17 protein-coding genes are annotated in these 17,829 nt (G+C 71.5%); 10 read left to right on the top strand and 7 right to left on the bottom strand.

What is annotated here, in order from left to right:
- Positions 1 to 373 precede the first annotated feature (373 nt).
- Positions 374 to 1,015, bottom strand: a complete 642-nt coding sequence (locus tag ABII15_RS06335; protein ID WP_353941284.1) for a hypothetical protein — start codon at positions 1,013 to 1,015, stop codon at positions 374 to 376.
- Positions 1,016 to 1,225: 210 nt separating this feature from the next.
- Here ABII15_RS06335 and ABII15_RS06330 point away from each other — a divergent pair, with 210 nt between their 5' ends.
- The 3 genes from ABII15_RS06330 to ABII15_RS06320 all read left to right on the top strand — a co-directional run bounded on the left by ABII15_RS06330 (position 1,226) and on the right by ABII15_RS06320 (position 3,631).
- The gene (locus tag ABII15_RS06330; RefSeq protein ID WP_353941283.1) at positions 1,226 to 2,602 is read left to right on the top strand and encodes a peptidase C39 family protein; all 1,377 of its coding nucleotides are present in this window, start codon (positions 1,226 to 1,228) and stop codon (positions 2,600 to 2,602) included.
- A gap of 148 nt (positions 2,603 to 2,750) precedes the next feature.
- A complete protein-coding gene (locus ABII15_RS06325) occupies positions 2,751 to 2,903 on the top strand; it encodes an SCO1431 family membrane protein (RefSeq protein WP_353941282.1) in 153 nt (50 codons plus the stop codon).
- A 95-nt stretch (positions 2,904 to 2,998) separates the two neighbouring features.
- Complete coding sequence (locus ABII15_RS06320) at positions 2,999 to 3,631, top strand: TetR/AcrR family transcriptional regulator (protein WP_353941281.1); 633 nt, start codon at positions 2,999 to 3,001, stop codon at positions 3,629 to 3,631.
- Positions 3,632 to 3,681: 50 nt separating this feature from the next.
- Here the strand turns inward: ABII15_RS06320 and ABII15_RS06315 are convergent, their stop codons facing one another.
- Entirely contained in the window at positions 3,682 to 4,923 is a 1,242-nt protein-coding gene (locus ABII15_RS06315; protein ID WP_353941280.1) for a glycoside hydrolase family 18 protein, read from the bottom strand.
- Positions 4,924 to 5,259: 336 nt separating this feature from the next.
- Here ABII15_RS06315 and ABII15_RS06310 point away from each other — a divergent pair, with 336 nt between their 5' ends.
- The 3 genes from ABII15_RS06310 to ABII15_RS06300 all read left to right on the top strand — a co-directional run bounded on the left by ABII15_RS06310 (position 5,260) and on the right by ABII15_RS06300 (position 9,295).
- Positions 5,260 to 6,423, top strand: a complete 1,164-nt coding sequence (locus ABII15_RS06310; protein ID WP_353941279.1) for an acyl-CoA dehydrogenase family protein — start codon at positions 5,260 to 5,262, stop codon at positions 6,421 to 6,423.
- Between the two features lie 609 nt (positions 6,424 to 7,032).
- On the top strand, positions 7,033 to 8,175 hold the full coding sequence (locus tag ABII15_RS06305; RefSeq protein ID WP_353941278.1) for a hypothetical protein: 1,143 nt from the start codon (positions 7,033 to 7,035) through the stop codon (positions 8,173 to 8,175).
- A gap of 28 nt (positions 8,176 to 8,203) precedes the next feature.
- On the top strand, positions 8,204 to 9,295 hold the full coding sequence (locus ABII15_RS06300; protein ID WP_353941277.1) for a phosphotransferase family protein: 1,092 nt from the start codon (positions 8,204 to 8,206) through the stop codon (positions 9,293 to 9,295).
- A gap of 23 nt (positions 9,296 to 9,318) precedes the next feature.
- On the opposite strand, the gene ABII15_RS06295 is transcribed toward ABII15_RS06300, so the two are convergent.
- Positions 9,319 to 9,768, bottom strand: a complete 450-nt coding sequence (locus tag ABII15_RS06295) for a hypothetical protein (protein ID WP_353941276.1) — start codon at positions 9,766 to 9,768, stop codon at positions 9,319 to 9,321.
- A 223-nt stretch (positions 9,769 to 9,991) separates the two neighbouring features.
- On the opposite strand from ABII15_RS06295, the gene ABII15_RS06290 reads away from it, so the two are divergent.
- From ABII15_RS06290 to fxsA, 4 genes are all read left to right on the top strand, one after another.
- Positions 9,992 to 10,432 carry an Lrp/AsnC family transcriptional regulator gene (locus ABII15_RS06290; RefSeq protein WP_111665596.1) on the top strand — a complete coding sequence of 147 codons (441 nt, stop codon included), beginning with the start codon at positions 9,992 to 9,994 and terminating at the stop codon, positions 10,430 to 10,432.
- Between the two features lie 160 nt (positions 10,433 to 10,592).
- On the top strand, positions 10,593 to 12,206 hold the full coding sequence (locus tag ABII15_RS06285; protein WP_353941275.1) for an amidohydrolase: 1,614 nt from the start codon (positions 10,593 to 10,595) through the stop codon (positions 12,204 to 12,206).
- A gap of 499 nt (positions 12,207 to 12,705) precedes the next feature.
- The gene (locus ABII15_RS06280) at positions 12,706 to 13,479 is read left to right on the top strand and encodes a polyprenol monophosphomannose synthase (RefSeq protein WP_353941274.1); all 774 of its coding nucleotides are present in this window, start codon (positions 12,706 to 12,708) and stop codon (positions 13,477 to 13,479) included.
- Between the two features lie 71 nt (positions 13,480 to 13,550).
- The gene (gene fxsA, locus ABII15_RS06275) at positions 13,551 to 14,132 is read left to right on the top strand and encodes an FxsA family membrane protein (protein WP_353941273.1); all 582 of its coding nucleotides are present in this window, start codon (positions 13,551 to 13,553) and stop codon (positions 14,130 to 14,132) included.
- Positions 14,133 to 14,226: 94 nt separating this feature from the next.
- On the opposite strand, the gene ABII15_RS06270 is transcribed toward fxsA, so the two are convergent.
- The 4 genes from ABII15_RS06270 to ABII15_RS06255 form a co-directional block, all read right to left on the bottom strand.
- The gene (locus ABII15_RS06270) at positions 14,227 to 14,601 is read right to left on the bottom strand and encodes an RNA polymerase-binding protein RbpA (RefSeq protein ID WP_003977404.1); all 375 of its coding nucleotides are present in this window, start codon (positions 14,599 to 14,601) and stop codon (positions 14,227 to 14,229) included.
- A gap of 256 nt (positions 14,602 to 14,857) precedes the next feature.
- Positions 14,858 to 16,219, bottom strand: coding sequence for an MFS transporter (locus ABII15_RS06265; protein WP_353941272.1), 1,362 nt, complete (start codon positions 16,217 to 16,219; stop codon positions 14,858 to 14,860).
- Positions 16,220 to 16,278: 59 nt separating this feature from the next.
- A complete protein-coding gene (locus tag ABII15_RS06260; RefSeq protein WP_353941271.1) occupies positions 16,279 to 17,046 on the bottom strand; it encodes a glycerophosphodiester phosphodiesterase in 768 nt (255 codons plus the stop codon).
- Positions 17,043 to 17,735 (bottom strand): hypothetical protein, encoded by a 693-nt coding sequence (locus ABII15_RS06255; RefSeq protein ID WP_353941270.1) that lies wholly within the window; start codon positions 17,733 to 17,735, stop codon positions 17,043 to 17,045. The genes ABII15_RS06260 and ABII15_RS06255 overlap by 4 nt, the downstream gene beginning before the upstream one ends.
- Positions 17,736 to 17,829 lie beyond the last annotated feature (94 nt).

Genomic DNA, 17,829 nt, shown 5'->3' with positions numbered 1-17,829 from the left:
AGCTGTCATGGACGGGAGTTGTCACGATGCGGACAGCGAGCCGTCCAGAGGCCGCACCGAGAGGCATCGTACCTGCGGGCACAGGGTGGGCCGAAGGGCGCAACGGGGTCGGATCGGTGCGACAGTGGGGGATTCGGTGCAGGTGAGCGCGGTACCGAAGGGTGACTCTGGGTGAACGAAGAGCGCCCCGGAGCGCCCGTGAAAGGGCATTGCGGGCAGAACGAAGCCCCCGATCACGGGGGAACAACCGGGGGCTTCGCGACTGCGGGCGGTCCCGAAAGGCCGCACATTGAGAACGTAAGTCCTGTACGGCCCCTGGGTCAAGCCGAGTTGAGGCACTCGCCGAAACTGGCGGAAGGCGCTTTCCGACCGTTTAGCGGACCGCTGGCGGACCCTCACGGTGAGTGACGGAGTGGCGAGTCTGTGTGTTCCCAGCAGGGCCTTCGCGCATCTCGTATCCCTCTGGGCGCTCTCTTACCAATTTCTTGGCGAACGGCCGCGACGGGTCCTGTGCGAAATGCTCCCGCTCCGCTGGAATCCAGCCGTCCCAGAATTCCCGCTGGGCCGCTCCGTCCCGCGCGCGGCCCCGCTCCCACGCCGCCTCACGCGGCAGATCCATCCACAGCAGCTCCGCGAGAAACGGCCGTACCGCCCGTCGCCCGGCCCCCACGCCCTCGACGAGGACCACGTCGGCGGGCTCCAGCGTCCGGATCCCGTCGAAGCGGCGGGTGTGCCAGTCGTACGTCTCGTAGCGCGCGGCCTCGCCGTGGGACAGCGGTTCGAGGACCTGGGCGCGCAGCCGTCCGGTCCAGTCGAAGAGGGCGTCGTGGCTCGCGAGGTCGTCGAGGTGGAGCACGGGCGCGCCGCCCAGCGCCCGCGCGAGCCGCCCGGCGAAGGTCGACTTGCCGGACCCGGCGTGCCCGTCGACCGCGACGAGCCGCACCGGGCCGCAGGAGGGCGGCAGCCGGCGCAGCCGTTCGGCGTACCGGTCGAGAGGTGTGTGCTGATGGTCCACGTCCGCAAGGGTATGTCGCGCGCGGATCGGTTTCATCGACGCCGCCGCAGGTCATGCCAGTGGTGAAGACCAATATTGGTCGCGCGGAGCCCTCTCGAAACGCTGGTGGAAATCCCGCTCCGGGAGCCATAGTTGGCGCACTGTTCCACCAGGAACACATCCCGCGCGCCCGTCCCGTCCGCCCGAACCGTCGACAGGGGGATCCTCCCGATGACCCGCCCCGACCCGCAGACCTCCTCGACCCCGTCCCGCAGAACCGTGCTGGCGGCGGCCGCGGGCGTCGCGCTCGCCGCGACCACGGCCACCGCCGCGCACGCCGCGGCCCCCGCACAGCAGAAGGCCTCCGCCCGACTCGTGGACAACCGCACCTGGACGACGTACACCGACTGGCGCTCCGGCACCGGCCACGGCATCCGCGCACTCTCCGGACCCCGGCCCGGCGTCACCCTCGCCAAGGTCGCCGGCACGATGAGCTACACCGACCCGCACCTGAACCGCACGGCCGACTGGGAGTACGCGACCTGGACCTCCCCGGTCCACGCGCTCACCGTCCCCGCCACCGAGGTGATCGCCTCCTGGAACGCGCACACCCCGGCCGGCACCTGGATCCAGGTCGAGCTGCGGGGTACGTACACCGATGGCACCCTCACCCCCTGGTACGTCATGGGCCGCTGGACCGCCGGGGACGACGAGAAGGTCGACATCCGGCGCACCTCGGTGGACGACCAGAGCGACGGCCGCTCCAGCATCTGGACGGACACCTTCTCCATCGACGACGCCGCGTCCGGCCTGCGCCTGGTCTCCTACAGCCTGCGCCTGACCCTGCTGCGCACCCCCGGCACCAAGGCCGCGCCCACCGTCTGGCGGCTCGGCGCGATGGGCTCGGACGTCCCCGACCGCTTCACCGTCCCGGCCTCCGTCCCCGGCTTCGCCGGTGAGCTGGCGGTCCCGCGCTACTCGCAGGACCTGCACGCGGGCCAGTACCCCGAGTACGACGGCGGCGGCGAGGCGTGGTGCAGTCCCACCTCCTCGCAGATGATCATCGAGTCCTGGGGGCGGAAGCCGAGCGCCGCGCAGCTGGCCTGGGTCGACCCGTCCTACGCCGACCCGCAGGTCTGCCTCGCGGCCCGCTCCACGTACGACTACCAGTACGAGGGCTGCGGCAACTGGCCGTTCAACGCCGCGTACGCGGCCACGTACAAGGACCTCCAGGGCGTCGTCACCCGGCTCGGCTCGCTCACCGACCTGGAGACGCTGATCGCGGCCGGCATCCCGGCCATAACGTCCCAGTCGTTCCTGAAGACCGAGCTGACCGGTGCCGGCTACGGCACGTCCGGGCACCTGATGACGGTCATCGGCTTCACCGCCGACGGCGACGTGATCGCCAACGACCCGGCCTCGCCGGACGATCCGGCGGTCCGACGCGTCTACAAGCGGCGGGAGTGGGAGAACATCTGGCTCCGCACGAAGCGGTACAACGCCTCCGGCGGTGTCTCCTCCGGTACCGGTGGCGTCTGTTACCTGTACTTCCCGGCGCACCCCACGCCCGCGCAGCGGCGCGCGCTGGCCAAGGTGGGCGTCCGCTAGGGCGCGCCCCAATGGCGTGTGTCGAAGGTCTCGGTCGCAACCGGTTCACCTGATGGCATGGTGGAGAAGGCGCCGGAGGGGAGCGGGCGCCTCCGGGGGGAGTACCTGCCCCGATCAGGCCTCTGATCACGAGCCGAGCGAGACGCCCATGACCGCCAGTTCCGCCACCGTCCCCACCCCGGCCGGCCGTGCCCGCACCGGAGGGCCCCGGGAGGACGGGCCCAAGTTCCTCGAGCACGTCCTCGGGTGGACCCTCGTCGTGGTGGTGGCGATGCTCGTCACGCAGCTCGGCCTGATGTGACGCTCCCGCCACCCGGTGTGAGGTGATCCGCGTCACGGCCGGCCCGTGAGGTGCCATACTGCGGAATCCGCAGGAGTCGGACACCAGGGCCGGAATTGAAGAACAGTGAACAGCGGGCGCGCGGCACCGACCGCTCCGTCGCGCGCCGCGCCGAACTCATCTCCATCGGACGGAAGTTGTTCGCCGACACGTCCTACGACGCGCTGTCGATGGACGACATCGCCCGGCACGCGGGAGTCGCCAAGGGGCTGATCTACTACTACTTCACGTCCAAGCGCGGCTACTACCTCGCGATCATCGAGGACTCCGTCGGCGACCTCCTCGACCGGGCGGGCGGGGCCGGCGATCTGGCCCCGGTCGACCGCGTCCACCGCACCATCGACGGCTATCTGCGCTACGCCGAGCACCACCAGGCCGCCTACCGCACGATCATCACGGGCGGTGTCGGCTTCGACGCCGAGGTGCAGGCCATCCGCAACGGGGTGCGCGAGGAGATGATCGCGACCATCGCCCGGGGCGCCTGGGGAAAGCCCGACGTGCCGGAGCTCGCCCGGCTCGCGCTGCTCGGCTGGCTGTGCGGGGTCGAGGGCGTCACGCTGGACTGGATCGGCCGCCGCGAGGTCGAACGGGACACGGTACGGGCCCTGTTGGTCCGTACGCTGGTCGAAACCCTGCGCGTGATCGCGGAGTTCGAGCCCGCGTACCAGCCGCCGGTGACCATGGACTGAGAGGGCGGGGCCGGAATCCGGCCCCGCCCTCCACGGTCGTTCGGGTGCGGCTAGTCGATCGCCTTGATCAGCTCGCCGTCCGAGGTGTCACCGGACAGCTCCCACACGAAGGTGCCGCCCAGGCCCTGCTGGTTCTTGTAGTCCATCTTCCCCGCGATGGTCTGCGGGGTGTCGTAGCTCCACCAGTCCGAGCCGCAGTGCGCGTACGCGGTGCCGCCGACCGTGCCCGTCGCGGGGCACTTGGTCTTCAGCTCCTTGTAGTCGTCGATGCCCTGCTCGTACTTGCCGGCCGCGGGACCGGTCGCCGTGCCGCCGGGGGCGTCCTGGGTGACGCCGGTCCAGCCGCGCCCGTAGAAGCCGATGCCGAGCAGCAGCTTGGAGGCCGGGACGCCCTTCGCCGTGAGCTTGTCGATGGTGGCCGAGGAGTTCCAGCTCTCCTTCGGGATCCCGTCGTACTTGGTCAGCGGCGAGTGCGGGGCCGTCGGACCCTGCGCGTCCCAGGCGCCGAAGTAGTCGTACGTCATCGGGTTGTACCAGTCGACGTACTGGGCGGCGCCCGCGTAGTCGGTGGCGTCCAGCTTGCCGCCGTCCTCGGCGTCGGCCGCGATGGCCGAGGTGATCAGATAGTCGCTGCCGAACTTCGAACGCAGCGCCGCCATCAGGTTCTTGTACGCGTCGGGGCCGCTGGTGTCACAGGTCAGGCCGCAGGCGTTCGGGTACTCCCAGTCGATGTCGATGCCGTCGAAGACATCGGCCCACTTGGAGTTCTCGACGAGGTCGTAGCAGGACTGGGCGAACGCGGCCGGGTCCTTCGCCGCCTCGCCGAACCCGCCGGACCAGGTCCAGCCGCCGAACGACCAGAGGATCTTGAGGTTCGGGTGCAGCTTCTTCAGCTTGAGCAGCTGGTTGAAGTTGCCGCGCAGCGGCTGGTCCCAGGTGTCGGCGACGCCGTCCACGGCCTGGTCGGCGGTGTACGCCTTGTCGGTCGCGGCGTACGAGTCGCCCATGGCGCACTTGCCGCCCTGGACGTTGCCGAACGCGTAGTTGATGTGCGTGAGCTTGTCGGCCGAGCCGGACGTCTCGATGTTCTTGACGTGGTAGTTCCGGTCGTAGACACCCCATTCGGTGAAGTATCCGACGACCTTCGAACCGGCCGCTGTCGTACGGGCGTCGACCTCGGTCTGCGCTGTCGCGCTGCCCGCGGAGGCGAGCAGTCCGGCGCTGAGGACGGTGCCGCACACGGCGGCGGCCAGCGCCTTGAGGCGCATGCGGGGGAGGTGCGGTCTGAGCATCTTGTCTCCTCGTGGGGGAGGGGAACACGCGGGATGTGGGGGATTCCGTGCTGGACCTGCGGACGGAACAGTAGGAGGACTAGACCAGTGGGGTCAATGGTCCGGACCAATCTCCCCACTTCCCGCACACGGCACGGAGGCCCGCGAAAAACTTGGAGTAAGCGGTCGTTAACTAGTGACGCGGGGCCCCGGATCGGGAATACTCAACACGCCGCAGCCGCTGGTCAGCCGCTTCCGAGACCCGGAAGGGCAGCATCGGTTCGGTAGTGACCACCCGGTGGCGCCGCCTCACCCCGCGGCCCCACCGCAGCGCCCCCCAGGGAGGAGAGCGTCGCCATGCCGGAGCCAGGAGTCGAGCGTCAGCTGCCGACGGACGAAGCTCAGGACCTGATGCAGCTGGTCCGTGACATCGCGCAGCGGGAGATCGCCCCGCGCGCGGCCGAGGAGGAGGACGCGGGCCGCTTCCCCCGTGAGACCTTCGCGCTGCTGTCCTCGTCGGGACTGCTCGGACTGCCCTACTCCGCGGAGTTCGGCGGCGGCGACCAGCCCTACGAGGTGTACCTCCAGGCGCTGGAGGAGCTGGCGGCCGCCCGCCTGACGGTCGGGCTCGGCGTCAGCGTCCACTCCCTCGCCTGCCACGCGCTGGCCAACTTCGGCACGAAGCAGCAGCGCTCCGAGCACCTGCCCGACATGCTCGGCGGCGGACTGCTCGGCGCGTACTGCCTCTCCGAGCCCTCGTCCGGCTCCGACGCCGCCTCCCTGCGGACGAAGGCGGTGCGCGACGGCGACGACTGGGTGCTGACCGGCACGAAGGCGTGGATCACCCACGGCGGCGTGGCCGACTTCTACACGGTGCTCGCCCGCACCGGCGGCGAGGGCGCGCACGGCATCACGGCGTTCCTGGTGCCCGGCGACGCGCCCGGGCTGAGCGCCGCCGTGCCCGAGAAGAAGATGGGCATGAAGGGCTCGCCCACCGCGCAGGTCCACTTCGACGGAGTACGGGTCGCCGACGCGCGGCGGATCGGGGACGAGGGCCAGGGCTTCCAGATCGCCCTGTCCGCCCTCGACTCCGGCCGGCTCGGCATCGCGGCCTGCGCGATCGGCGTGGCGCAGGCGGCGCTGGACGAGGCGGTGTCGTACGCGAAGGGCCGGTCCCAGTTCGGCCACCCCATCGCCGACTTCCAGGGCCTGCGCTTCATGCTCGCCGACATGGCGACGCAGATAGAGGCGGGCCGCGCGCTGTACCTGTCGGCGGCCCGGCTGCGGGACGCGGGCCGGCCCTTCTCCAAGCAGGCGGCCATGGCGAAGCTGCTGTGCACCGACGCGGCGATGAAGGTCACCACGGACGCGGTGCAGGTCCTCGGCGGATACGGCTACACCGCGGACTTCCCGGTCGAGCGCCTGATGCGCGAGGCGAAGGTGCTGCAGATCGTCGAGGGCACCAATCAGATCCAGCGCATGGTCATCGCCCGTCACCTCGCGGGATCCGAATCCCGCTGAACTGCCCGGTGTGCACGGTGGGCGCCACCAGCCGCACCCACTCGGGGTCGGGCCGGCCCGGCAGCGTCCTGCCGCGGTCGGCCCAGCTCGCGATCAGGGCCCGGTAGATGGGCGGGTCCGGGTGCGCCGGGCTCGCCACGGGGGCCGCCGCGACCCGCTGATGGGCGTGCGGCGGGGCGGGACGCGGCGGCTGCGGGGCGGCATGTGACAGCTGCGCCTGATGCGCCGGGTGCGACAGCTGTGCCTGGTGAGCTGGGTGTGCCGCCTGTGACAGCTGTGCCTGGTGGGTCTGATGTGCCGGGTGAGGCTGAGGTGCCTGCTGTTGCTGATGATGAACCGATTCTGCGGCAACAGGGACGAGGATGCGCCTGCGTCGTCCGGTGGGCGCAGAGGCCGGGATCTCCGTCGGGGTCATGCCAGGTCAACGTTCGGGCGACGGGTCAGGTCACGTGTTGACGGTATCGAGCGTCCGTTCGCGGCATAACCGTGCGCCGGACGCCGCCGCGGTCGCACGTCTTCTCAGTCGAGCGGAGCTGACGTACCGTCAACTCCGCCGCCGGGCAGGCCGTACCCCTCCGGGCGACGTCAACCGGTCCGCACGCAGGGAGGATGCCCGTGGCCGACGACGAACGTCCCGTGGCTCTCGACGAGTACCCCGTCCACCAGGTCCCGCTGTCGATGAAGCACGTGGCGACCGGGGACCGCAACGCCTACGACCGCTGCATCTTCCACCTCGTCGACCCCGAGGGGCACTTCCTGCTCATCCTCGGCCTCGGCGTCTATCCCAACCTGGGCGTCATCGACGCCTACGCCACGCTCCGCGCCGGTGACACCCTGCACGCCGTCCGCGCCTCCGACGCGCTGGACGACGCGGACCGGATGCGGATGGAGGTCGGCCCGCTGCGCATCCGCGTCGAGCGCCCGCTCGAGGAGTTCGTCCTCACCTGCGCCGCCGACCCGGACGACCCGGCCGGACTCTCGTACGAGCTGAACTGGCGGGCCGCCTTCCCGGCCCTGTGGGAGCCGCACCACATCCAGCGCCGGGGCGGGCGGCTGACCCTGGAGGGCAAGCGGTTCGTGCAGGCGGGTCGCGTCGACGGACGGCTGCGCATCGGCGGCCGGGAGATCGACGTACGCGACTGGACCGGCACCCGCGACCGCAGCTGGGGCGTCCGCCCGGTGCCCGGCGAGGAGGGCGGACGGCTCGCCCAGGACCATCCCACCGAGGGCTTCCACTGGATCTGGGCGCCGGTCCGCTTCGACGACCGCTTCCTCATGATCGTCACCCAGGAGGACGCCGACGGGCACCGCACCCTCACGGACGCCACCCTCGTCCAGCAGGGGCACCGCGACCGCCAACTCGGCTGGCCGCTCACCGACATCACCTACCGGCCCGGCACCCGCCACCCTGAGAGCGCGGTCGTCCACCTCACCGATCCGCTCACCCGCAAGCCCCTCGAACTCGGCGTGGAGATCCTCATCTCCTCGCCCCTCGCGCTGGGCGCCGGCTATCCGCCCGCCGACGACTGGCAGCACGGCACCTGGCAGGGCCGCGGCTGGACCGACCGGCGCGCCTACGACCTCGCCGACCCCTCCGCGCACCCTCTGGCCGCGTACGGCGTGACCGACCACGCGGCCCGCTTCACCCTCGACGGGCAGGTCGGCCACGGCATCTTCGAGCACGGCAGCTTCGGCCGCCACGACCCGAGCGGCTTCACCGGCTTCGACTCCGTGGCCCCACGACGCCCGTAACCCACCTTCAGGCAGAGGGAGTCCGACGATGGCGACAGCGCCGCGCCCGCGCACCTCCACCCGCGAACCCGAAGAGCTCGCCCGCCGCCTCACCGCGTGGCTCGGCGGCCGGCTGCCCGGCGCCAAGGCGGTGAACGTCTCCGTCCCCGAGTCCAACGGCATGTCCAGCGAGACGCTCCTCTTCGACATCGAGCACCCCGAACCCCCGGTGCGGGCCTGCGCGTTGCGGCTCGCGGCCGACCCGTCCGCGTACACGATCTTCCCGGTGTACGACATGCCGCGCCAGTACCGCACCATGCGGCTCGCCGCCGAGCGCGCCGGGATCCCGGTGCCGCGCGTGCTGTGGCTGGAGGAGGACCCGGGCCCGCTCGGCGCGCCCTTCTTCGTCATGGAGCGGGTCGCGGGGCGGGTGCCGCCCGACGTGATGCCGTACACCTACGAGGGCAACTGGCTGCACGCGGCGACCGACGCCGAGCGCGCCGGCCTCGAAGAGGCGAGCATCGGCGTCATCGCCCGGCTGCACGACGGCGTACCGGCGGCCGAGGCGGCGTTCCTCGCGCTGCCCGGCGCGGGCAGCCCCTTGCGCCGGCACGTCGACGCCCAACGCGCCTACTACGCCTGGGTGGTGGCCGGTCTCGCCCCGTCACCGCTGATCGAGCGCGCCTTCGACCGCGTGGAGGAGCTGTGGCCGCGCGACGAGGGCGCCGCGGTCCTCAACTGGGGCGACGCCCGGATCGGCAACATCATCTACGACGGCTTCGAACCGGCCGCCGTGCTCGACTGGGAGATGGCGGCGCTGGCCCCGCGCGAGGTCGACCTCGGCTGGACCGTCTATCTGCACCGCTTCTTCCAGGACCTCACCGTGAGCTTCGGCCAGCCGGGACTGCCCGCGTTCCTGCGCCGCGACCGGATCGAGGAGAGCTATGCGCGCCGCACCGGACACACCCCGCGCGACATGGACTTCTACACGCTCTACGCCGCCCTGCGGCACGCGGTGGTGATGCTCAGGGTCGCCTACCGGCAGGCCCACTTCGGCGAGGTCGCCGTGCCCGCGGATCCGGACACACTGATCCTGCACCACGACAGTCTGCGCGCCATGGTGCAGGGCAGTTACTGGTGAGACCGCGGCCGATTCCGGGCGGCTCAGGCGGCGCTGCTGCGCTGCCGGGGCACCCGGATCGGGCGCGAGCCGGGCCCGCCGACGTGCGAGAACGGCTGGGTGCGCCAGTCGAGACCCTGGGGGAGCGTCAACAACAGCGCGGTGTCCTGCTCCTGAGCACCCGTCATGTCGTCGACGGGGCGCGCCTCGGCGGCCGCCCGGCCGGTACCCGCACATACGGAGAGCCCGAACGGGTTCCAGGGCGAGGTCACATGGGCGTGCTCGGGCAGCTCGTCCTCGTCCGCGAGGAGGGCGATGGGCTGGGCACAGTCCGGGCAGATCACCCGGTACATCTCGAACGTGTCGTACGCGTCGAGCTCGTCGCCGACGCCTTCGTCGAAGCCGGGTTCGACACCCTCCGGCTGGGGCTCGACGACCGCCTGCCTGCGGTTGCCGCGCACGGCAGCGCGTCCGGGACGCTTCACACTCTGCATGGGATTCTCCCCCTCGGGTGGGCCGGCCGCGGATGTCCATGAGTCGCGGCCTCGGCCACAGCAAGCACTTCCCGTCCCGTGCGCGAGGTAACCGCGCGATGCCCCGGGACACGGTCCGAACCGTGTGGTCTTCGTCACATGCCGATTGCAGGTGCCCGGGACGCGGTAGACGAGAGGCCCTCGACGGTACCGGGAGGATCAAGGGGCGGGTAGGTTCATCGCCATGGAGGAGCTCGACCGACAGATTGTGCAGCTGCTCGTCAAGGACGGGCGGATGAGCTACACCGACCTGGGCAAGGCCACGGGCCTGTCCACGTCCGCGGTGCACCAGCGTGTGCGCCGACTCGAACAGCGCGGAGTGATCCGCGGTTACGCGGCGGTCGTCGACCCCGAGGCGGTCGGGCTGCCGATGACGGCCTTCATCTCGGTGAAACCGTTCGACCCGAGCGCCCCCGACGACATCGCCGAACGCCTGGCGGGCGTACCGGAGATCGAGGCGTGCCACAGCGTGGCCGGCGACGAGAACTACATCCTGAAGGTCCGCGTGGAGACCCCGCACGAACTGGAGAACCTCCTGGCCCGCGTCCGCTCCCTCGCCGGGGTATCGACCCGCACGACGGTAGTCCTCTCCACCCCGTACGAGTCCAGACCTCCACGGATCTAGTAGGCATACCAAGCCTTGGGCAATCTGCCGCCAGGGGCGGCAGGGTGGGCAAGGCGGCCCCCAAGCGCGGGGCGGGCGCTCGTCGGGCCCGCACCCCGGTACGGCCCCTGAACAGCACCCCGGGGCCGCGGCACCCCGCAGGACACGGGAAACTGTCCCCATGAGCACGCCCCCCAGCACCCGCACCGTCCTCCTGCGCCGCGGCGAGGTCCACAGCCCCGCCGACCCCTTCGCGACCGCCATGGTCGTGGAGGCGGGCCATGTCGCCTGGGTCGGTTCGGAAGGCGCGGCGGACGCGTTCGCGGACGGCGTGGACGAGATCGTCGACCTCGACGGCGCCCTGGTCACTCCGGCGTTCACCGACGCCCATGTGCACACCACGTCGACCGGCCTGGCCCTGACCGGCCTCGACCTCACCGCCGCACGCTCCCGCGCCGAAGCCCTCGCCCTCGTCCGGGACCACGCCGCGGCCCGCCCCACCGACCGGGTCCTGCTCGGCCACGGCTGGGACGCCGCCCGCTGGCCGGACCGCCTCCCGCCCACCCGCGCCGAACTCGACGAGGCCACCGGCGGCCGCCCGGTCTACCTCACCCGCATCGACGTGCACTCGGCCGTCGTGAGCACGGCCCTGCTCGACCTCGTCCCGGGCGTCGCGGACCGTGCCGGGTACGACCCCGAGGGCCCCCTCACCCGCGACGCCCACCACGCCGTGCGCGCGGCCGCCCTCGCCGCGGTCGGCCCCCAGCAGCGCACCGAGGCGCAGCGGGCCGCGCTCCGGCACGCCGCGTCGCTCGGGATCGGCTCGGTGCACGAGTGCGGCGGCCCCGAGATCTCCTCCGAGGACGACTTCACGGGCCTGCTCGACCTCGCCCGCTCCGAGCCGGGACCGCGCGTCGCGGGCTACTGGGCGGACCGCGACATCGAGCGGGTCCGCGGCCTGGGCGCGCTCGGCGCCGCCGGTGACCTCTTCGTGGACGGCGCCCTCGGCTCGCACACGGCGTGCCTGCACGAGCCGTACGCCGACGCCGCCCACACCGGCACCGCCTACCTCACCGCGGACGACGTCGCCGCCCATGTGGTCGCCTGCACGGAGGCGGGCCTCCAGGCCGGTTTCCACGCCATCGGCGACGCCGCCTGCGCCGCCGTGGTCGACGGGATGCGCGCGGCCGCCGAGAAGGTCGGCCTCGCGCGCGTGCGCGCCGCACGCCACCGTGTCGAGCACGCCGAGATGCTCACCCCCGAGACCGTCGCCGGTTTCGCGGAGTTCGGCCTCACCGCGTCCGTGCAGCCCGCCTTCGACGCCCTGTGGGGCGGCGAGGAGGGCATGTACGCCGACCGCCTCGGCGCCGACCGGGCCCGTACCCTCAACCCGTACGCGGCGCTCCTGAAGGCCGGTGTCCCGCTCGCCTTCGGCTCCGACAGCCCCGTCACCCCGCTGGACCCGTGGGGCACCATCCGTGCCGCCGCCTTCCACCACACCCCCGAGCACCGGGTCTCCGTACGGGCCGCGTTCACCGCCCACACCCGCGGCGGCTGGCGTGCCGTCGGCCGCGACGACGCCGGCATCCTCGTCCCGGGCGCCCCCGCCGACTACGCCGTCTGGCGCACCGACGAGTTGATCGTGCAGGCCCCCGACGACCGGGTGGCCCGCTGGTCGACCGACCCGCGCTCGGGCACCCCGGGCCTGCCGGACCTTACCCCCGGCGCCCCGCTCCCGGTCTGTCTGCGGACGGTCGTGTTCGGACAGACGGTCTTCGTACGGCCGGACGAGTGATGTACCGGGGCGGCGTGCATCCGATCGCGGGTCCGCACCGTCCCGTACGACCTGCGTGTCCTCAGCCCTGACCAGGCGTCTTCTCAAAGACTCCCAGGTCAAACCGCTGTTGACAGAACGCGGCGGGGGGCGGGTAGGTTCGGCCGGGTCCACCACCTTCCAGGCACGACCGGGGAAGTCCACGCAGTCGTCGAACGCGGCTGGGTCAGGGGGTGGTGCGCCGCACCGGCGCACCGCCACTGGGAGCCAGGCCCAGCGCCCGCGCCACGGGGCGCTGGAACGTTCCGGCCGGTCGAGCCAGGTGCGACCCGGGTGGGGCCCGGGCGTTCAGTAGACAACGGCTTTAGGTCGACCCGCAGCCAGCGGGCCCCAGGTCGGCCCGAAGGACGCCCGGCCCCGATCCGCAGTTCTCGCCACCCGCCGCAGGGCGCCTGGTCGGAGTGATCATTCCTGCTCGCTATGGTGGTCCCCTTGTGCACGGATGTTTTAAGGGGAAGCTGTGAGCGACGGCGGTGGGCGGAAGTTCGGCCCTCTGGGTACGGCCTTGGTGATCATTCCGACCTTCAACGAGGCGGAGAACATCACGTCCATCGTGGGCCGCGTCCGGGCAGCGGTGCCCGCGGCGCACGTCCTGGTCGCCGACGACAACAGTCCGGACGGCACCGGCAAGCTGGCCGACGAACTGGCCGCCGCCGACGACCAGGTGCACGTCCTGCACCGCACCGGCAAGGAGGGCCTCGGCGCCGCCTATCTGGCGGGCTTCGCCTGGGGCATCGAGCACGACTACGGCGTCCTGATCGAGATGGACGCCGACGGCTCGCACCAGCCGGAGGAGCTGCCCCGGCTGCTCACCGCGCTCAAGGGCGCCGACCTCGTACTGGGCTCGCGCTGGGTGCCGGGCGGCCGGGTCGTCAACTGGCCCAAGTCCCGCGAGTTCCTCTCCCGCGGCGGCTCCACGTACTCGCGCCTCCTGCTCGACGTGCCGATCCGCGATGTCACCGGCGGCTTCCGCGCGTTCCGCCGCGAGACCCTCGAAGGCCTCGGCCTCGACGAGGTCGCCTCGCAGGGCTACTGCTTCCAGGTCGACCTGGCCCGCCGAGCGATCAAGGCCGGTTACCACGTCGTCGAGGTGCCGATCACCTTCGTCGAGCGCGAGCTGGGCGACTCCAAGATGAGCAAGGACATCGTCGTGGAGGCGCTGTGGCGGGTCACCACGTGGGGCGTGGGCGAGCGGGTGGGCAAGGTGCTCGGACGCGGTCCGGACGCCCGCTGAACCCCTTCTGACGAGCGCTTGTTGATTTTCCGCTTACGCCACTCGGACGCCGTACCGGGCACACTTGAGGCATGACCACTGGTACTCCGCCCCGCACATCCACGGGGGCCCGGCGCTCCCGGGCCCGTACGCTCCTGCCGATCGGCGTCGCCGCGTGGGTGGTCCTGGAGATCTGGCTCGGGACCGTGGTGGCCGGTGCGATCGGCGGTGTCCCGTACTTCCTGGTGATGGTGGCCGGCTTCGTGCTCGGCGCCGTCGTGATCAAGGCTGCTGGGCGCCGCGCCTTCCAGAGCCTGAACGAGACGCTCCGGCGCCAGCAGCAGGGCGTCGTGGAGGCGGGGGAGCAGCGCAGGCCGGGTAACGGGCTGCTGCTGCTCGCCGGACTCCTCCTGATGATCCCCGGGCTGATCACGGACGCCTTCGGCCTGCTGCTCCTCCTCCCGCCGCTGCGCACGGCCCTGAGCCGCTACACGGAGCGGACGCTGGAGAAGAGGATGAGCGCGGCGGCCCCGGGCACGCTGGGGAACGCGTTCCAGCAGGCGCGCATGCACCAGCCCGGCTCCACGGTCATCCAGGGCGAGGTCGTCCGCGAGGACGAGTACCCGGGACCGCGCCGGGACGACGAGGGCCCGCGCCCGCCGATCACGCCCTGAGCCGCCGCGGGCGCGCACGACAAGGCCGGAGGCCGGACACACGGTGTGTGTCCGGCCTCCGGCCGTGCGCTGTCTTTGCCAAGCCCCGCTGGGGTTATGCGGACTTGCGGCTGTCCCTCGGGTGGACCGCGATGTTCATCGCGCCCGAGCGCAGCACCGCCAGGCGCTCCTCGAGGACCTCTTCGAGCTCCTCGCGGGTGCGCCGCTCCATCAGCATGTCCCAATGCGTACGGGCGGGCTTCGCCTTCTTCTCCTCAGGGCCGTCGCCGTCCACGAGAAGTGCCTGGGCCCCGCAGACCTTGCACTCCCACTCCGGCGGAATCTCGGCCTCCACCGAGAAGGGCATCTCAAAGCGATGGCCCTTCTCGCATGCGTACTCCACGGCCTGGCGCGGGGCCAGGTCGATGCCGCGGTCCGTCTCGTAGCTGGTCACTACGAGGCGCGTGCCGCGAAGAGCTCGCTCACTCATGAATCGTGCCTCCCGGGCTTGTCGCCCACAGGACAGGTGTCGCTGTCGTCGTCATCCGGTCAACGTCCGGTCGGCGGTAAAGATTCCCGGTCCCCGGGTCATGCGTCGCCGTCGTAGCCGCCCCTTGTTGTACCCACCAGTGCCCGGTTTGTCACATCCGACACCAGATGTCACCCAGCGTCTTTTATTCTTGACGTGCAGTAACGGTACGCCTGGCAGGCCAACCGCGTACACTACCGGCCTTTGCCTTCAGGTGCTAAATCCGGGTCGGTACAGGATTCCCCGCGTCGCGGATCGCCTGACGGACAGGTACCCGCGCGAGCAGGACGAAACCGATCACGAAGAAAGCCACCAGGGACACGATCGCGTCCCGGTAGCTCCCGGTCAGCTGGAACGCGAGGCCGAACACCAGCGGTCCCACCCAGCTCATGCCCCGGTCGCTCATCTCGTACGCGGAGAAGTACTCGGCCTCCTTGCCGGCCGGTACGAGGTGCGAGAACAGGGAACGGGAGAGGGCCTGCGTGCCGCCCAGGACGAGCCCGATGCCGACCGCCAGGGCGTAGAACCACGCGGGTGAGTCCTTCGGCAGGAAGTAGCCCGCCCCGATGGTCACCGTCCACGCCACCAGTGAGCCGAGGATCGTGCGCTTCGCGCCGTACGCGCGCGCGAGGCGGCCCATCCCGAGAGCCCCGGCCACCGCCAGGACCTGGACCAGGAGAACCGCCGTGATCAGTGCCGACTGATCGAGGCGCAGCTCCTCGGAGCCGTACACGGACGCCTGGGAGATCACGGTCTGCACGCCGTCGTTGTAGACCAGATAGGCGAGCAGGAAGGAGAGCGTCAACGGGTGGCGGCGCATGTCCTTCAAAGTGGCGATCAGCTGACACAGCCCGGTCCCCGTCCGGGTGGCGCCCTGCGCGGGAATCGTGCGCCGCTCACGCAGACGGCGCAGCGGCACCAGGGTGAACGCGCCCCACCAGAGTCCGGCGGAGGCCAGGCAGATGCGCACGGCCGCCGACTCCGTGAGGCCGAAGGAGTCGTGCGCCAGGTAGAGCACCAGGTTCACCACGAGGACCAGCGAGCCGGCCGCGTAACCGAAGGCCCAGCCGCGGGACGACACGGCGTCGCGCTCCTCGGGCGGGGCGATCTGCGGCAGGAAGGAGTTGTAGAGCGCCATCGACACGGCCAGCGCCGCGTTCGCCACCACCAGGAGCAGCCCGCCGAGCAGATAGCGCTCGCCGCCCAGGAAGAACATGGCCGTCGTGGCGGCCGCGCCGATGTACGCGGAGAGCGCGAGCAGGGGCTTCTTGCGGCCCGAGCGGTCGGCGGCGGCGCCCGCGAGGGGCATCACGAAGATCGCGACGATCACCGACAGGGAGACCGTGTACGCGAAGAAGGACCCGGCGCGCACCGGGATGCCCAGCGGATGCACATAGCCGTCCGCGTCCGCCGCGGCCTTCGCGACCGAGGTGAGGTACGGGCCCAGGAACACCGTCAGGACGCTCGTCGAGTAGACCGAGCACGCCCAGTCGTAGAAGTACCAGCCGCGTTGTTCGCGCCTGCGGTCGGCCAGGGCGGTCGCGCCCGCCGCCGTCTCGTGCGCGGTGTCGGTGCCCACCCGTGTCCCCTTGTTGACGTGCCGTCCCCGTAAGGCCGTCGCGCCGCGGTCGAGGGCCCTCAGACCCAGCTTCCCCGGTCCTTCAGGACCTCCCGCAGCGTCTCGATCCGATCGGAAACTATGCCATCGACCCCCAGGTCGAGAAGTCTCCGCATCTCGGACTCGTCGTTGACCGTCCACACGTGGACCTGGAGCCCGCGCGCGTGAGCGGCCCGTACGAAACGCTCGTCGACCACCCGGATCCGCCCGTGGGTGACCGGGACCTGGGCGCAGACGGCCGAGGAGCGCAGCGCCGCCGGGAGCCCGTACGACTTCAGGCGCAGACCCAGCACGCCCTTGGTGCCGTACGAGGTGGCCAGGCGCGGCCCGGCGACGGCCTGCGCCCGGGCGACCCGCCGCTCCGAGAAGGAGCCGACACAGACCCGGTCCCACGCGCGCGTGCGGCGCAAGAGGTCCAGGAGGGGCACGAGAGCCGGCTCGGCCTTCACGTCCACGTTCCAGCGGACGTCCGGGAAGGCCTCCAGCAGGTCCTCGAAGAGGGGGACCGGTTCCGTGCCCGCCACGCGCGCGTGGCGGATCTCGGTCCACGGCAGGTCGGCGATCCGGCCCCGCGCGTCCGTGACCCGGTCGAGGGTGGCGTCGTGGAACGCCACGAGACGGCCGTCGCTCGTCGCGTGCACATCGGTCTCGATGTAGCGGTAGCCGAGGTCAACGGCGTGCCGGAACGCGGCGAGCGTGTTCTCCAGACCGCCCGCCGCCCCGCCGCGGTGGGCGAGGGCGAGAGGGCCGGGATGGTCGAGATAGGGGTGGCGTACGCGGTCGGTCACCGTCGCAGTATCGCCCGCCGCCGTGACGCCCCGGCGGCCGCGGTGGGTCCGGCCGACGGCGCGGGGGCGGCGAACACGCGCAGGAAGAACTGGGCCAGCGGGCCGATCGCGACCGCGTACAGCACGGTGCCCACCCCGATCGTGCCGCCCAGCAGGAACCCGGTCACCACCACGGCGACCTCGACGACCGTGCGCATCAGGCGGATCGAGCGGCCGGTGCGCCGGTGCAGCCCCGTCATGAGCCCGTCGCGCGGGCCGGGGCCGAACCTCGCCGCGATGTAGAGGCCGGTCGCCGCCCCGTTGAGCACGATCGCGACGATCATCAGCGGAATGCGCACCCCGTAGGCGTGCACGTCGGGCACCAGGGCGAGCGTGCCGTCCATGGCGAGGCCGACCACGAACACGTTCGAGACCGTGCCGAGGCCGGGCCGCTGGCGCAGCGGGATCCACAGGAGCAGCACGACCGCGCCCACGATGATCGACACGACGCCGATCGAGACGCCGGTCAGCTCGGAGAGTCCCTGGTGCAGCACGTTCCACGGTTCCAGGCCGAGCCCCGCCTCCACCAGGAGTGCCGAACTGGCGCCGTACAGAGCGAGACCCACGTAGAGCTGGAGGAGACGGCGGACGAGCGGGCCACTGCCCCGCGCGGCCGACGACTCCGGCGATGACGGCTCCGGCGCTGACACGAGATGCCCCCTGTGGTGGTAGTGGACTGACCCGTGACACTCTGTGGCTCGTAAACCTCTGCCAACCATGGCCAATTCCGGGAAGGTGGACTGG

The sequence above is a fragment of the Streptomyces sp. HUAS MG91 genome, assembly GCF_040529335.1.
Lineage (GTDB): Bacteria > Actinomycetota > Actinomycetes > Streptomycetales > Streptomycetaceae > Streptomyces > Streptomyces tabacisoli.
The sequence above is the reverse complement of the archived record's forward strand: the minus strand, read 5'-3'. Positions and strand labels throughout refer to the sequence as shown.

Coding starts and splice junctions, on each gene's coding strand:
- fxsA (WP_353941273.1), top strand. CDS start 13,551: ATGACCACTGGTACTCCGCCCCGCACATCCACGGGGGCCCGGCGCTCC.
- ABII15_RS06325 (WP_353941282.1), top strand. CDS start 2,751: ATGACCGCCAGTTCCGCCACCGTCCCCACCCCGGCCGGCCGTGCCCGC.
- ABII15_RS06295 (WP_353941276.1), bottom strand. CDS start 9,768: ATGCAGAGTGTGAAGCGTCCCGGACGCGCTGCCGTGCGCGGCAACCGC.
- ABII15_RS06290 (WP_111665596.1), top strand. CDS start 9,992: ATGGAGGAGCTCGACCGACAGATTGTGCAGCTGCTCGTCAAGGACGGG.
- ABII15_RS06300 (WP_353941277.1), top strand. CDS start 8,204: ATGGCGACAGCGCCGCGCCCGCGCACCTCCACCCGCGAACCCGAAGAG.
- ABII15_RS06330 (WP_353941283.1), top strand. CDS start 1,226: ATGACCCGCCCCGACCCGCAGACCTCCTCGACCCCGTCCCGCAGAACC.
- ABII15_RS06310 (WP_353941279.1), top strand. CDS start 5,260: ATGCCGGAGCCAGGAGTCGAGCGTCAGCTGCCGACGGACGAAGCTCAG.
- ABII15_RS06285 (WP_353941275.1), top strand. CDS start 10,593: ATGAGCACGCCCCCCAGCACCCGCACCGTCCTCCTGCGCCGCGGCGAG.
- ABII15_RS06315 (WP_353941280.1), bottom strand. CDS start 4,923: ATGCTCAGACCGCACCTCCCCCGCATGCGCCTCAAGGCGCTGGCCGCC.
- ABII15_RS06305 (WP_353941278.1), top strand. CDS start 7,033: ATGCCCGTGGCCGACGACGAACGTCCCGTGGCTCTCGACGAGTACCCC.
- ABII15_RS06270 (WP_003977404.1), bottom strand. CDS start 14,601: ATGAGTGAGCGAGCTCTTCGCGGCACGCGCCTCGTAGTGACCAGCTAC.